The organism is Candidatus Viridilinea mediisalina (assembly GCF_002532535.1).
GTDB lineage: Bacteria > Chloroflexota > Chloroflexia > Chloroflexales > Chloroflexaceae > Viridilinea > Viridilinea mediisalina.
Genome location: NZ_NQWI01000023.1, coordinates 1 through 14,742 on the forward strand (window position 1 = coordinate 1; position 14,742 = coordinate 14,742).

13 protein-coding genes are annotated in these 14,742 nt (G+C 58.1%); 3 read left to right on the forward strand and 10 right to left on the reverse strand.

Going from position 1 to position 14,742, the window contains the following annotated elements:
* Window positions 1-137 precede the first annotated feature (137 nt).
* The 5 genes from phnE (CJ255_RS07245) to cobO form a co-directional block, all read right to left on the reverse strand.
* Window positions 138-950 (reverse strand): phosphonate ABC transporter, permease protein PhnE, encoded by an 813-nt coding sequence (gene phnE, locus CJ255_RS07245; protein ID WP_097643420.1) that lies wholly within the window; start codon window positions 948-950, stop codon window positions 138-140.
* Window positions 950-1,762, reverse strand: a complete 813-nt coding sequence (phnE, locus tag CJ255_RS07250) for a phosphonate ABC transporter, permease protein PhnE (RefSeq protein ID WP_217352421.1) — start codon at window positions 1,760-1,762, stop codon at window positions 950-952. The genes phnE (CJ255_RS07245) and phnE (CJ255_RS07250) overlap by 1 nt, the downstream gene beginning before the upstream one ends.
* Window positions 1,763-1,873: 111 nt before the next feature.
* The gene (phnC, locus tag CJ255_RS07255; RefSeq protein ID WP_097643422.1) at window positions 1,874-2,680 is read right to left on the reverse strand and encodes a phosphonate ABC transporter ATP-binding protein; all 807 of its coding nucleotides are present in this window, start codon (window positions 2,678-2,680) and stop codon (window positions 1,874-1,876) included.
* 165 nt (window positions 2,681-2,845) lie between these two features.
* Window positions 2,846-3,880 carry a phosphate/phosphite/phosphonate ABC transporter substrate-binding protein gene (gene phnD / locus CJ255_RS07260; RefSeq protein WP_097643423.1) on the reverse strand — a complete coding sequence of 345 codons (1,035 nt, stop codon included), beginning with the start codon at window positions 3,878-3,880 and terminating at the stop codon, window positions 2,846-2,848.
* Window positions 3,881-4,003: 123 nt separating this feature from the next.
* Entirely contained in the window at window positions 4,004-4,855 is an 852-nt protein-coding gene (gene cobO, locus CJ255_RS07265) for a cob(I)yrinic acid a,c-diamide adenosyltransferase (RefSeq protein WP_245863239.1), read from the reverse strand.
* Between the two features lie 169 nt (window positions 4,856-5,024).
* Here cobO and CJ255_RS07270 point away from each other — a divergent pair, with 169 nt between their 5' ends.
* A complete protein-coding gene (locus tag CJ255_RS07270; RefSeq protein ID WP_097643424.1) occupies window positions 5,025-5,621 on the forward strand; it encodes a Uma2 family endonuclease in 597 nt (198 codons plus the stop codon).
* Window positions 5,622-5,830: 209 nt separating this feature from the next.
* Here the strand turns inward: CJ255_RS07270 and CJ255_RS07275 are convergent, their stop codons facing one another.
* Window positions 5,831-6,679 (reverse strand): alpha/beta fold hydrolase, encoded by an 849-nt coding sequence (locus tag CJ255_RS07275; RefSeq protein ID WP_097643425.1) that lies wholly within the window; start codon window positions 6,677-6,679, stop codon window positions 5,831-5,833.
* A gap of 401 nt (window positions 6,680-7,080) precedes the next feature.
* Between CJ255_RS07275 and CJ255_RS07280 the strand changes: the two genes are divergently transcribed.
* Window positions 7,081-7,563, forward strand: coding sequence for a plastocyanin/azurin family copper-binding protein (locus CJ255_RS07280; RefSeq protein ID WP_097643426.1), 483 nt, complete (start codon window positions 7,081-7,083; stop codon window positions 7,561-7,563).
* Between the two features lie 176 nt (window positions 7,564-7,739).
* Here CJ255_RS07280 and CJ255_RS07285 read toward each other — a convergent pair whose 3' ends face one another.
* Together CJ255_RS07285 and sppA are read right to left on the reverse strand one after the other, a co-directional pair.
* Window positions 7,740-8,285 (reverse strand): hypothetical protein, encoded by a 546-nt coding sequence (locus CJ255_RS07285; RefSeq protein WP_124681851.1) that lies wholly within the window; start codon window positions 8,283-8,285, stop codon window positions 7,740-7,742.
* Between the two features lie 417 nt (window positions 8,286-8,702).
* The gene (gene sppA / locus CJ255_RS07290; RefSeq protein ID WP_097643428.1) at window positions 8,703-9,728 is read right to left on the reverse strand and encodes a signal peptide peptidase SppA; all 1,026 of its coding nucleotides are present in this window, start codon (window positions 9,726-9,728) and stop codon (window positions 8,703-8,705) included.
* Between the two features lie 11 nt (window positions 9,729-9,739).
* Here sppA and CJ255_RS24635 point away from each other — a divergent pair, with 11 nt between their 5' ends.
* A complete protein-coding gene (locus CJ255_RS24635; RefSeq protein WP_281257193.1) occupies window positions 9,740-9,868 on the forward strand; it encodes a hypothetical protein in 129 nt (42 codons plus the stop codon).
* A 49-nt stretch (window positions 9,869-9,917) separates the two neighbouring features.
* Here the strand turns inward: CJ255_RS24635 and CJ255_RS07295 are convergent, their stop codons facing one another.
* Together CJ255_RS07295 and CJ255_RS07300 are read right to left on the reverse strand one after the other, a co-directional pair.
* Window positions 9,918-10,136: a Franean1_4349 family RiPP gene (locus tag CJ255_RS07295; RefSeq protein WP_097643429.1), complete on the reverse strand. Its 219-nt coding sequence runs from the start codon at window positions 10,134-10,136 to the stop codon at window positions 9,918-9,920.
* 52 nt (window positions 10,137-10,188) lie between these two features.
* On the reverse strand, window positions 10,189-14,664 hold the full coding sequence (locus CJ255_RS07300) for a tetratricopeptide repeat protein (RefSeq protein WP_245863240.1): 4,476 nt from the start codon (window positions 14,662-14,664) through the stop codon (window positions 10,189-10,191).
* Window positions 14,665-14,742: the final 78 nt, after the last annotated feature.

Genomic DNA, 14,742 nt, shown 5'->3' on the forward strand with positions numbered 1-14,742 from the left:
GGCGGACATCGTAGTGCCGACTTTAGTCGGCTGAGGTCTTTGGCAGCGATGGGAAGCCGACTAAAGTCGGCACTACCTACGGCATCTCAGGGTGGCAAAGCAACGCGGCCCAGGACTTTTTCGCCCTAACAACAACCTCAGATAATCGCCTTGCGGACTTGGGCCGAGACCGCTTCACTGATCAAGACCAAGCCAAAGATCACGATGAAGATCATGCCCGCTTGATCCCAACGTAGCGCATTGACCGAGGCATCAAGGTTGAGTCCGATGCCGCCCGCACCCACGAGGCCAATCACGGTTGCTTCGCGGATGTTGATGTCCCAACGGAAGATGCTTACCCCGGCGAAACTGGGCATCACTTGGGGCAAAATGCTATAGCTGAGTACCTGGAGCGGCGTTGCCCCAGTGGCGCTGATGGCTTCAACCGGCTCGTTGCTGGTCTCTTCAATCGATTCATAAAAGAGTTTGCCGATAAAGCCAATCGAGCGTAGCCCAATCGCAATGATCCCAGCGAGTACCCCCGGCCCCAGGATGGCTACCAACAGCAACGCCCAGATCAGCGAGTTGACTGAGCGCGAAACGACGATGATCAGCAGGGCTACATAGCGCACAAGGATGTGGGGCGTCGTGTTGCGTGCCGCCAGAAAGCTGATCGGAAAAGCCAGTATAATCCCCAACAGAGTACCCAAAGTCGCAATATTGAGCGTATCCCAAAGAGGAAGCCAAAGCTTATCCATATAGGCCCAATTGGGTGGAAACATACGCCCAACAAACTCGACAAATTGCTGAGGTGCATCAGCCACAAAGTGCCAGCGGGTTGCCTCAGAGATGAAATGCCAGCAGATCAGCACAACAATAGTCGAAGCGATCCAGCCAGCATAGTGGCGCATGCGCGTGGCGCGATCAAAGCGCTGCCACACCTTGGTTGTTGCAGTGGTCTGGACAGGCATTATTGAAGCCTCTTACGAATAACCCCGGAGAGCAACTCGGTGATCATGACGAGCGTGATGATGATGATCAGGATTGCGCTCGACACATCGTAGTCGTAGCGACTAAAGCTTGTCTGGAGGGTCGAACCGATCCCTCCGGCACCCACGATTCCGACAATCGCCGATTCGCGTAGGTTAATATCGAAACGGTAGATACTCAGGCCAACCAGGCGCGGCGTCACTTGGGGCAAAATGGCATAGGTGAGCAACTGAGGAAAACTGGACCCTGTTGCGCGAATGGCCTCCATCTGCGCCGGATCGATCTCCTCAATATCTTCGGCCAGCAACTTAGCCAAAAAGCCAATCGTCGCAAAGGTTAGCGTGCAAACGCCCGCGAGTGGGCCAAAGCCAAACATCACCACAAAGACAATCGCGATAATCACCTCTTGGAAGGTGCGCGAAATGGTGACGATGCCGCGGCAAAAGAGGTAGATCGGCAACGGCGCGAGGTTACGTGCCGCCCCAAAGCCCACCGGAATCGCGAGCATAACCCCCGCCACAGTAGAGACCACCGTCATCGTCAGGCTTTCGAGAATCCCAGCCTGGATGTCGCGCCAACGGGAGGTAAAATCGGGCTGTAGGAAGGCGCTGAAGATGCGTGCGGCCCGATCCATCCCGCGAGCGATGCGATCAGGATTGACATTGACTGACGAGAGCGCCAACACAAGATAGACAAGCGCACCAATGATCAGCGCCCAACGGAGCCATGGATTGCGAATGAAGGGCGGCTTGCGCCAAGTGCGCCCCGCTGCCATGGGAGCATATGAAGCCATAGTTTGATTTAGGTTATACCAATTACCATTGAATAGGCCGCATGCCTAATGACATTCAAGCGCATTGAGACGCCATGTCCGGCTATCGGCTATCGGCTATCGGATTTGGTATTATACGGTAGCCCGTGCCTCTAGCGTCAACTCAGCAGCCTCACTGTCACTACTACGCTCTTGGTTCCAATCCTCTTCGCCGTAGATGGTTGTGAGTTGCTGGTTGGTTAGGCCATCGGGGGGGCCATCATAGACAATTTCACCGGCACGCAGGCCAACGATGCGCTGGGCAAACATTTGGGCCAGCGGGACATCATGGATATTGATCACCACAGCAAGGCCCCGTTCGCGGGCCAACTCGGTGATCAGACGCATAATCTGGCGTGAAGTCTTGGGGTCAAGGCTCGCCGTTGGCTCATCAACCAGCAGCAGATCAGGGTGCTGAATCAGCGCTCGGGCGATACCAACCCGCTGGCGTTGACCACCTGAAAGCGCATCGGCACGCTTGTCAACAAACTCGCTCAGACCAACCCGTTCAAGCAGATGGAAGGCCGCGGCCACATCAGATTGGGGGAAGCGGCGGAACCAACTCTGCCAGAAGTTCACATAGCCAAGCCGCCCAGAGAGCACATTCTCCATGACCGTAAGCCGTTCAACCAAGGCGTACTCTTGGAAGATCATGCCAATCCGCCGTCGCACTGCACGCAATGCACCACCACGCAAGCCGGTAATCTGGGTCTGCTTGAGCCAAATATTGCCTGAGGTTGGCTCAATCAGCCGGTTGACACAGCGGATCAGCGTACTCTTCCCGGCCCCCGAAGGGCCGATCAGAGCCATAACTTGACCTTCGGGAACGACAAGGTCAACGCCCCTGAGCGCTTTGTCGCCAGTGGCGTACTGTTTCACAAGATTCTCAAGGCGTAGCATAGGCTCTCTTTATTTTTATTAGCTCGAAAAAGCCCTGGGTTCGCATGCGGCATCGCGGTGGCTTCGACAAGCTCAGCCACCGCAGCGTCGCGGTGGCTGAGCTTGTCGAAGCCACATACCTACCGAAGCCAAGCGGGTTTGCAGACTGATACAATCCCATCTTAACTACGGTTGCGTATAGGTAACGCCCATAGCGGCATCAATCTCACGGATCACCGCCCAGTACTCCTTGTAGGTAATGGGAATGAACTGGGCCTCACCCGACTTGCTGAACTCCTCTTCCAGCGACGTACCAGCCCAATCAAAGCTGAAGAAGGCCTCGCGCACCTTCGCGGCCACTTCGGGATCGAGGTTGTAGACGTGGCCATAGCCGGTGGTGGGGAAGGTCTCGGAGACATAGATCGCCCGCACCTGATCGGCGCTGATCACCCCGCGCTCAATCATGCGCGACAGCACCGAATTGGCAATCGCGGCGGCGTCGTAGTCCTCATTGGCTACCCCCAAGATCGAATTATCGTGGCCACCCGAGAAGGTTGCCTCAAAGTCACTGCCCTCAACCATGCCAAACTGCGACTCGAGCAGAGCCGAAGGGGCCTTAAAGCCCGAATTGGAGGTGGGCGAGGTGAAGGCAATCTGGCGACCGCGCAGATCTTCAATCGCTTGCACATCGCTATTGGCGGGTACGATGATCTCCATTTCATAACCAAAGGAACCATCAGCCGCAGCCATCATCGCAAAGGGCACAAAGCCCGCAAAATTGACTGCAAAGGGATTGCCGCCGGTATTGAAGCCGGCCACATGCAGACGACCAGCGCGCATCGCCTCAAGCTGGGCCGCATTGGAATCGACCGCAAAGAACTCGACTCGCTTGCCTGTCACCGCTTCCATATGGGTCAAAAAGTCGGCCCAGGCATCGCGGTAGACGGCAGGATCTTCAACGGGAGTATAGGCAAAGATCAGGGTGTCTGGATTGACCCATTGAGCCGGGTCTTTAGGCAGATCAGCAACCAGATCACCATCCTCATCGCAGAAGCGGGCATCCATTTCAGCCGGGCGGGGGCATGGTGCTTCTGCGGCGGGCGCTTCTGCGGCGGGCGCGTCGGGGGCAGCCGGTGCAGGCGCAGCGGGAGAGGCGCCACAAGCGGCGAGCAATAGCAACGCGATCAACGTAAGCAGACTAAGAGGCAACTTCCGTACCATAGAGCGTCTGTCCTTCCTCACAATATGCCATAGCTTATACACAAGCGAAGCTATGCTAGGTGAGGAAGGTTATGGTAGGATTGCCTCTGAGTTAAGATTAGTTTAAGATTGGAGTATGCCAGCTTAAAACTCGATCCCCTTCTGGGCCCGAATGCCCTGATCCACGAGGGGATGCTTGAGTGCGTTCATCTCGGTTACGAGGTCGGCGGCGGCAATGAGGGCCGGGGGGGCATTGCGCCCAGTGATGATCACATGGAGCATAGGCGGCTTGTGGGCCAGCAGCCAAGCGACCACCGCTTCAACCTCGAGCCAACCATAACTGAGCAGATAGGTGAACTCATCGAGCAGGAAGACATCATAATCACCCGAAGCAATCTGGGTTTTGGCAACTTCCCAGGCTTGCAGTGCTTTGGCTTGGGTCTCTTGCAGATCTTGGCTCTTCCATGTCCAGCCATCACCCATAGGATTCAGGGCTACGCCCAGAGACTTCAGCGCCCGCAGTTCGCCATAGTTGGCATTCTCATGCTTGAGGAACTGGATGCCCCCCACCCGCAACGTGCGCCCCTTGGCCCGCAGGAGCATACCAATGGCTGCGGTGGTCTTCCCCTTGCCGTGGCCCGTATTGACAATAATGAGACCCTTCTGCCGCTTGGCGGCCCGTGCGGCCTCGCGGCGCGCCTGCGCGTCTGCGGGCGTCTCGATGCCTTGGAAGACATACTCGGCGACTGGTCGCCCCTCAATCATGTGTTCCTGCACAATCCGCCCAAAGAGTGCCTCGTCAACCTTATGGTACCAAATGGCCTCTGGGTAGACCACCATAATCGGCCCATTGCGACAGACACTCAGGCAATTGGTGAGTGTAAAGCGGATGTGGGGCGGGGCCAACTCATAAAAGCGCATCTGAATGCGCTCGGCAATGTTCGGAAGATCTGGCGCACAGGTTTTACAGAGAAAGAGATGGTGAGGAGGGCGCATAGTGCCTCAGCGGGTGTTGCAGTAACGTATCTCTTAACGATAGCATGATCTTACCAAAACGTCAAAGGTAGCAACACAACCATTGACAACTCACCCGAAGACGTGTATAATAGAACAAATGAACCTGCGTTCTTCAATAATTAATCCAATACCTAAAGGCAAGCATCCTATGACACTTGAACTCGTGATGCGTTCACTCGATAGCAACTGGTGCTACGAACGCTGGGAGCAGTTGCCGCTCAATGGTCATCGCTACGAAATTATTGATGGAGTCCTCTATATGACAACCGCGCCGAGCAACTTCCACCAGTGGATCATTCGTATGTTGGATCGCTATATTGGCACACCGGCTGAACTACGTGGCGATCTCTATGTACTCACCGCCCCGATTGGGCTGCTGATGCCCGGATGCGATCCAGTGCAACCCGACTTTCTGCTGGTACGGCGCGAGCGAGCGGGGATCATTGCCGATCGGCGCGTGCGCGGTGTGCCCGACCTGATTGCCGAGGTTCTCTCGCCTACGCATCCAGAGCAGGACACCAAGATTAAGTGTGCAGCCTATGCGCGCGCTGGAGTGCCCGAATACTGGATGGTACGCCCGGCTACCCGTGATGTCATGGTCTGTTGGCAACCCGATCAGTCCTTGGGTACCTATACCCAGGTGCGCCTCTATGCTCCCGGTGAGCAACTGATTGCGGCAACCCTTCCCGGCGTAGTGGCTCAGGTTGATGATCTGTTTGCTGGTGCGCCTGATACGACGTTGTAGAGGTACAAAGTACTCATACCAATTTAGGGAAGGATACTGGATACTGGATACTGGATACAGGCATGAGTCATCAGGATGCGCTGAATGCCTCATGCCTGTAACGAGCCCTGAAACCTTCCTTTACCGTTGAATATGCTGCAACTCATTGGGATGCCATGTTCGGCAATCTGCAATCTACAATCTACAATCTACAATCTACAATCTGCAATTCACCAGGGCGCTACCCGGTGGGCATGGGCCAAGAAGCCGCCCAGCAGGCCCGCGAGGGCGCGCGGGGTTTCAAGGTGGGGGAAGTGGCCGCAGTTGGGAATCACGGCGAGACGCGCATTGGGGATGGTAGTGGCAGCAACACGCCCGGTCCGTTCGACCGGAAAGACGCGATCTTGGTCGCCCCAGATTAGCAGGGTGGGCACTTGGATTTGGCTAAAGCGTTTGCGTACCCCTGTGCGGTTGACATCAATCGTGGCATAGCAACGGCTGAGCGCCCTAAGGGCTCTGCTGTTCTCTGAGCCGAGCATGGCTGCCCGCCCAAGGGCGAGGAACTCGTCGGTGACAATCGGCTGCGGGTTGGCAAAGGAAGCCTCGTACATGGTGCGCACCACAAAGGGGTGCGACGAGAACCAGAGCAGCAGATGACCAATCACAGGCCAGCCCCCGGTCTGGGTCAGAAAGGGTGAGCGCACAAACCCATCCGAACCAACCAAGCCCAAACCAGCCACGCGCTTGGGTTGCAGAACCGCCGTGCCGAGCGCATACTTGCCGCCCATGGAGTGGCCCACAAAGAAGGCCCGTTCAAGCCCTAAACCATCCAACAGCCCCGCAAAGAGATCGGCCATCAACGCAAGTGAATAGCGAATATTCCCCGGCTTATCCGAGTGGCCAAAGCCTAGGGCGTCAACCGCCAAGACGCGATAGCCCATGTTGGCCAAGTAGGTACCCGTGGTACGCCAATCCTCGGCGGAACGGGCAAAACCGTGTAACATAAGCACCGCAGGCCCGTTGCCAAGCTCCATCCAGTGAAGCCGGTGGCCATCAATGGTAAGATAGTGACTCTGCATAGTTTGTCAATCTGCCATATGCAATCTGCAATGGTGTTAGTCTAACGCTACATGGGCTGGCTGGCAAGTGTTCAGGGAGGGTTCGTAACCACGTTACGCTTGTTGCTGGGGCTGCGCCCCAGACCCCGTTTTTTTGTACGGTGTTGGCGGCGAAGCCGCCAACACCGTACAAAAAGGGTTTTTTGGGGAGAGGCGAAGCCTCTCCAAAACCCCCACCGAGGGTTTAACGTAATGCGTATGCGCCCAACCCTTTACAGTTTGCGCCGCAGGTAGTGCCGACTTTAGTCGGCTGAGGTCGCCGACAACCCCCGGATGCCGACTAAAGTCGGCACTACGACGACAATGGGAGAGGCTGCGCCTCCCCAAACCCTCGCCGCCCGCCTTACCTCAAGGAACAACACATGACAACCAAACGACGTAGATGTGTACTAGGTCTGCTCTTCATGCTGACGCTCCTCCTCACTGCTTGTGGCAACGGGAATGCTGCGTCAACGGACGGGCCACCCAGGCAGCCGGGTGAACTTGAGGTCACGGCTGTGGGGACGAATCTTGCCTTTGAACAGACAACGATCAACGTCAGGGCGGGGCAGGCGGTGACCCTGACGCTGAATAATGGTGAGAGTTCGCTTGAACATAACTGGGTGTTGGTGCGCGGCGGTGAAGATGTGGCCCGTACTGTTGCGGGGGCGGCGCTGACGGCAGGGCGTGCCAACCACTATCTGCCGAGTGATAGCAGCGATATTCTGGCAGCAACGCAGGTCTTACCACCCGGCGAAGTAGAAACGATCAATTTTGTCGCCCCTGAGCCGGGGATCTACTTCTACATATGTACCGTACCAGGCCACTACCCGCTTATGCGCGGGCGTTTGGTGGTGGAGGAGTGATACCATAGCCGATAGCCGATAGCCGATAGCCGATAGCTAATAGCTGAGCGCGGTACGCTTCACTCCTGGTCTTATACCAATTACCATTGAACAAGCCGCATGCCTAATAACATTCAAGCGCATTGAGACGCCATGTCCGGCTTTCAGCTATCGGCTATCGGCTATCGAATTTGGTTCTACACAGCAGCAAGTAGCCGATCTGCCAAGTCGTAGCAGTGGTAGCGTGCGTACAAATTGGTGCGTTTACGCATCAAATGTAGATTGAGTAGCCGTGCTGCATACTGGACACCGGGATCGGCGATGAGCCGCTCAAGCTGATCGAGCCCATCAACCATGAGGCGCACTTGATCGTGGCCCGCTGCCTCATAGTTTGATGGCTCGAAACTCGCTTCGGGGTGGGCCGCCGCGAATTGCTTAGGCTGGGCGTACACCTCGGTAAATCCCTCCATTGAGACGTTGAGAAAGGCCCACAACTGCCCCGGATCTTCTTTGAAATACCCCACGACAAAGGTTTCCATCACATTGATGTTGAAGCACGCCAACCGCGGCCATGTACTGATGTTTGTCGCAGGCAGACAACTAATACTCCAGTAAGCGGGTTCGGTCGCAGCAGGACGGGGAATGCAGTGCAACGGAATGATCAGCGTGCCGTGCTCATCAACCTCCACCTCCACTGGTGCGGCGATGCGATACACGTCCTGATACTGTGGGTCATAAATCAAGCCTGCAGACTTTAGTCGGCTGAGGTCTTTGGCAGCGATGGGAAGCCGACTAAAACGCTTGGTGTGAGTTGTCGTACACGGTTTTGCATCAGGACGCCCTCGACGCGAAGGCCACGCAGCCAAACCAAACGGATTGCAATGTCGCCGATGGCGTTCTAATGCGCTGCAAACGATCTCACACCAAGCGTTAAAGTCGGCACTACCTACGGCGCAAACAGGAACGTTCCTACGAATCTTCGCTCGGGGTGACCAAGCAACAGGGCAATCAACAACATCCGCTTCCCTAACGTCGGCACTCCAACGGTAAAGCTGAAAGTGCGTTTCTGCACCCATCCCTAAACCCTCTGTGTTCTCTGTGCCTCTGTGGTGAAATCCTCTGTACCTCTTACCACAAACCCTCTGTGTTCTCTGCACCTCCTACGGCTGCCAACGGTACTCCAAGATCGGCACGGGCGGGTCGGTGAGGACGCGCAGGCCGAGGGGGTCGTTGGGGGCTTGTGGTTGTTCGAGGTTGCTCATCAGGATTGAACGCAGCGAACCGACGCGGGTGTAGCGTACCACCATGGCGCTCTCGATGCCGGCCAACTCCTTTGCGCCCTCAAGCGCCGCGTCGAGGTTGCCCAACGCATCCACGAGGCCCAGATCGTAGGCTTGACGCCCGGTGTAGAGCCGTCCGTCGGCGAGGGTACGTACCTGCGCTTCGTCCATGCCGCGCCCATCAACAATGACCTGCACAAAGCCATCGAAGGCATCATCAACAATTGATTGCAGCACCGCCATCTCTTCCGCTGTCGTTGCGCGGGTGGGCGAGCCAATATCCTTCATTTCGCCACTCTTGTAGACGATGCTCTGCAATCCAAGCCACTCAAAGGCCTCTTCGTAGTTCAGGGTGGCCAGAATCACCCCTAAGCTGCCCGTCAGGGTGTCGGGGTTGGCGTAGATGCGCTGGGCGGGCGTGCTGATATAGTAGCCACCGCTGGCGGCAACTGAGCCCATTGAGACCACGAGCGGTTTGCCGGTGTCGCGGAACTTCTGCAACTCGGCATGGATTTCGTTACTGGCAACCACCCCACCGCCAGGGCTGTCAACCCGGAGCACCAAGGCCCGTACTCGGCCATCGCGGGCGGCTTGGCGGATCTGGCTGATGATCTCTTGCTGCGAGAGTTGGGTGCTAAAGAGGTCGGTAGCGCCCCCAATTGCGCCAGTAACATCAATGATCACGATGCGGTTGGCTCCCGCCCCCTCAACCACTTGCTCGTCCCAGCTTATGGCAGGCACTGGCCCCACGCTGCCCCCGCCACTGCCAGCGGCTAGGAGTAGGGCAAAAGCACCCAAGGGTAGCAGGGTGCATGAGAAGAAGATGCCAAGAATGATCGAAAGGGCAATCAGCCAGCTACGGTTCGATCCGGCAGGGCGTGCTTGGGGGGCTGGCGTTTGCTCCATAGAGGAATCCTTTGTTTACATGGCGCGGTGGCTTCGACAAGCTGGCTTCGACAAGCTGGCTTCGACAAGCTGGCTTCGGCAAGCTCAGCCACCGCGCCACCGAGCTACCGCGCCGCTTGGCCATCCCTAACATTACATGATTGTGCTGTGGTGGCGGCTACGCCGCCACCACAGCACAATCATGAGAGCTTAAATAAAGCCGCGTCCGGCGCTCTTCGAGAGACGGGCATCCAGTTGCCCGGCAAACGCCTTGAGCCCCTCGTGATCGAGTGCTTCGAGGGCGGTCAGCTCCTCTTCGCTCAGTTCGTAGTCGGCACAAGCGGCACGGGCGTTGGTGATCAACTGCTGGCGGAACTCCGCGTCGGTGATGGCGCGGCCAATGACCTGCTGGACAACTTCTTGAGACATGGTGCTACTCCTTGGTGTTGCAGTGTGCGACAGGTAAGCCTGTGCATCTGCATCATTCTATACCCATACGACGAAGTTCGCCGTGGGCACCGATGGTCTGGAATGTAGTATGTGCTTGTTCTAAATACGCAGCAGCGGCGGAATCGTTACATGCCGCGAGGGCGCTGCCAAAACGGGCTTGGGTGCGGGCATACTCGAAGTTGCTCTTGGTGGCTTTGAGGAGTTCAAGTGCGGCGCTGAAGGCTTCTGCGTAGGGGTGGCCCTGGCGAGCGGCGATTTCAGCTTGTAGGCGCAGTGCAATGCCTTGATCCAGCTTGCTTCCAAGACTCGTAGCAATTGTAGCAGCATTCTGGGCATGCGTGGTGGCGGTAGCGAGGAGAATCTGCTGGTTTGCTGCATCCAAATGTGATTGGGCGCTCGCCACCAGCCCGGCTTCGGCGAGGGCGTTGAGCGCTTCGACTTCAAGTTGGGGCAGTTGACTCTGACGCGCCAAATCGAGGGCTTGCTGGGCCAATTCAAGGGCTTGGGGCGCTTCGTTGCGGGCGCTGTGGGCGACAGCGAGCAGCGCAAGGGTATTGCCCTCTTGGTAGGTACTCTGCTGCTCACGGTAGATAGCCAGCGCTCGGCGGTAGGCCTCAATTGCGGCGTCGTAGTCGCCCCGGCTGTAGGCAATCAGGCCCAGGGTGTCGTCGGCCTGCGCCACGCCCGCCTGATCGCCCATCTCTTCGCAGAGCGCCATGGCGTCGCGGCAGGCCGCTTCGGCTTCGGTGTAACGGTCGAGGCGGTAGTAGCCATATCCCGCGTTGAGCAGCACGCTGCTGAGGATGTATTTGGCGCTGATCTTGCGCGCAAGCTGCTCGGCCTGGCTGTAGTGGCCAACCGCACGGGCGTAGTCGCTCTGGAGTTGCGCGAGGTAGCCTAAGTTGTTGTGGGAACGGGCACAGCCATAGAGATCGTCAATCGACTCTTGGGCCGCCAAGGCATTGGCAAAGTGGAAGCGCGCCTCGTCGTAGGTGCCGCGCATCGCGTAGAGGGTGCCCATGAGCTGTTGCAGGTCGGCTTCGATCCGTTCATCTTCACAACTACCCTCATCATTGCGGATGCGGGTCAGGCCAAAGCGGCAGATTTCAAGCGCCTGATCGATTTCGCCCAGACGCCGCAGCACTTGCCCCATGTCGGCGTAGATCGCAGCGAGCAACAGCGGCGGCACCTCGTCGAGGTTGTTGCGACAGAGCGCTTCGGCGCTACGCAGGTGTTCGAGTGCTTCGCGGTAGCGCCCCTGCTTTTCGAGGGCGTCGCCCCAACTCCGCAGCACTTCGGCAGCCACGGCGGGCGGCATCGGTAACGCTGCGCCTGTGGCAAGCTTGGCGGGATCGAGCAGCGCGGCATATTCCGCAATCGCCTCCTCGTAATGGCCCAAAATGCAGAGTACATCGCCCAGCGCCTCACGGGACTCCCAGGTGAGCGGGTTGTCGGGCTGGTCGCCCAGCGCCTCAACCGCCCAACGGTAATACTGGATCGCTTGGTCGTTGGCATAATCATCGCGGGCGGTATGGCCAGCCAGCAGCAGGTAGGGCACCGCTTGATCCGGCTGGTCGCTCAGACGGTAGTGGTGGGCCAAGAGGAAGATGGCATCACCATGCGAACGGGAGGCGCGACTGAGCAGGGAGCCATTGCGTCCAATCTGCACCAAGCCGCCGCTGGCGTATTCGTCGCGCAGTTGGTTCAACTCGTTGGCATGGATGGTGGCGAGATATTCAGCGATGCGTCGGTGCAACTCGCGGCGCCGGGCATAGAGTAGGCTCTGGTAGGCAACTTCGTGCAGCAACGCATGGCGAAAGTTGTGGATGCGCTCAGGGCGTTCGCGCTCGGTCGCCGTGAGTTCAGCCTGATCAAGCGTCAAGAGGCGGCGCACCAGCATGGCGATGTCACTCTGATCACTGCGGGGTTGGATCGAGTGAACAATGTTCACCGGGAAGCGCTGGCCCACAACGGCAGCAACACGCAGCAGGGCGCGTGACGGTTCATCGAGACGATCAATGCGCGCCAGTAGCAGACCATTGAGGCTATCGGGCAATTCATCGAGCTTATCGGCATCAGTTTCAATTGCGTACAGCAACTCTTCGATGAAGAGTGGATTGCCAGCGGATCGTTCAACCAAGCGTTGATGGATTCCAGCATCCAACGGTTTGCTGCCAACCATTTGGGCAATCATGCTTGCCGCCGCCTCGTCGCTCAGCGGGCCGAGTTGCAGCAGATCGGCGTTATCGCCCTGGGGTCCACTGCCCCAACAAATCTCGCCGCGATGCAGCCCCAATATCAGCATGCGATCACGGCTGATCTGAGCGGTCACATATTGCCAGAGATCGAGCGAAACCTGGTCGGCCCAATGGAGATTATCCAAGAGCAGCAGCAGCGGTTGCTGTTGGGCCGCAGAGCGCAGCAGATCGAGGATGATTGCAAAGCGGCGCTGCTGGCGTTGACCTGGATCGAGGCCGCGCACAATGACGCTATCGGCGGCCTCGAGGCGCACAAACTCGGCCATGAGCGCAAGCCAATCGGCGGCAGGAATACCGGCTGCATCGAGGATGGCACTCAGCTTGGCGTGGCGAGTGGCCTGATCATCATCGCCAGCGATGCCACAGAGCGCCCGCAGCATGCTGCCCCATGGCGCAAAGGGGGTCGAGAGCTCAAAGGCCAAACAGCGCACCGTAATGATGCGAAAGGCGTGCTGCTGCTCGGCGAGCAGAGTATAGACCAAGCGAGTCTTGCCGATCCCAGCGTCCCCCTGGATGCGTAGCGCCCGTCCGTGGCCCGCGTGGGCGCCCGCAAGGTGGCCACGCAACCAGGCCAATTCGGCGCTGCGCCCAATCAGCGGGATTTCGGTCTGCTCATGCGTTGCAGGAGTCTCATCACGCTCACCGACAATCCGCAGCAGCGCCAGGGGCTCACTCTTGCCTCGCAGCGCAACCATACGCTGATCGCTTAGGCTCAGGGCGTGATCGAGTTGCGCCGCCGTCGCAGCGGCACAGCGAATCTCGCCCCAGGCGGCAGCACTCATGACTCGCGCAGCAACATTGACCGCATCGCCCATGACGGTATACTCTTTGCGGTTGGCGGTGCCAACATTGCCAGCAAAGACATTGCCGGTATTGAGCCCAATCCGTAGTGCGAGGTCGTTGAGGGCGGGATGCTCGGCGCCAATCAGTGCGGCAAGGGCATGACGTACATGGGCAAAACCCTCATGGAACATCAGCAAAGCGGCGCGTCCCGCCCGTTCAGCGTGATCTTCGTGAGCAACCGGCGCACCAAAGACCGCCATCAGCTTATCGCCCTCTTCGGCGAGATCGAGCTTATTGATAAAGCCGCCCATCTGGGCCACCGCAGCATGCATCGGGCGCAGCAGCGCATCCACAACAGCAGCGGCCTGATCGGGGGGCAAGCTCTCGATCATGCCACTCAGCCCCGCCACTTGGGCAAAAAGGACAGTAACCGGGCGTAGATCGGCTTCCACATGGCTACGGTTGGGATCGGCCAAGATGCGCGCCAGCAGATCGGCGGGCAAATAGGGACTCAAGCGATCCAGTTGGTCGCAGAGCATATGCATGCCAGCAACTGAATACTGAGGCGCAGGCGGATCGTCGGCGGCTGGGGTGGTGGGCATGAGCGTGCCACATTCGAGCGCCTGAACCCGCACAAAACCATCGGCCAGCGGCTCCCCAGTGGCAGGCAGGCGCAGCGCCTGCCAAGCGTGCAGGTCAAGCACCACCTCACCCTTACCGGCCAAACCCTCAGCGCGGGCGACATTGCGAACGGCATGGCCCATGGCGCTATAGCGCAGCGCAAAGGGCGGCCCGGCACTCACCAGCGCAACGGAACCAGCAGCAACACCGATATGCATCGTGAGCGGAAAGGTGCCAATCCCAGGCACTTCACGGGTAAAACCAGCCAATTCCTGCAATAGGTTCAGGGCGGTCTGGGTTGCCGCACAGGCCGCCTGTGGCCCCTCAAAGAGCACCAGCAGGGCATCGCCCCCAAAATTGAGCAGATCGCCATTCGCCTGTTCAATCAGGCTAATCATCGTATCAAAATAGCTATCGAGCGTCGCCGTCACTACCTCTGCGCCCTCACGCCCCAACGAGGTCAAACGCTCAGCGAGGGCAGTCGAGCCACTCACATCGGCGAAGAGCAGCGCACCTTCGACCCATTCGAGCCACGGGCCATGCTGAGTACTATGCAACTCACGGGCCACCAAGCGGCGTGGCAGATAGGTCGAAATGGTATAGCGCGCCCCGGCCAATGCGGCCAGCGCCATATGGCTATCAAAGGTATGCCCCGCCCCGGCCAACGCCTTCGCGGCCAAATCGGCACCAAGGTAGCACGCCAAGCGATCCTTGAGCGGCACCTTCGGCAGGGCAGATGCTGTTGTGGGCGGTTGGGTCATGATGTAGTAAGTAGTAGGTAGTAGGTAGTAGGTAGTAGGTAGTGGGCAGTAGGTAGTAGGTAGCCTGAAACCATCCTTGCGCATGTTTCTCGCACCCTGTTCATATTGTACCATTGAGTATGGTAGGTTTGAGGAGGGTGAGGGTTCTTTGTTCGCACGAGG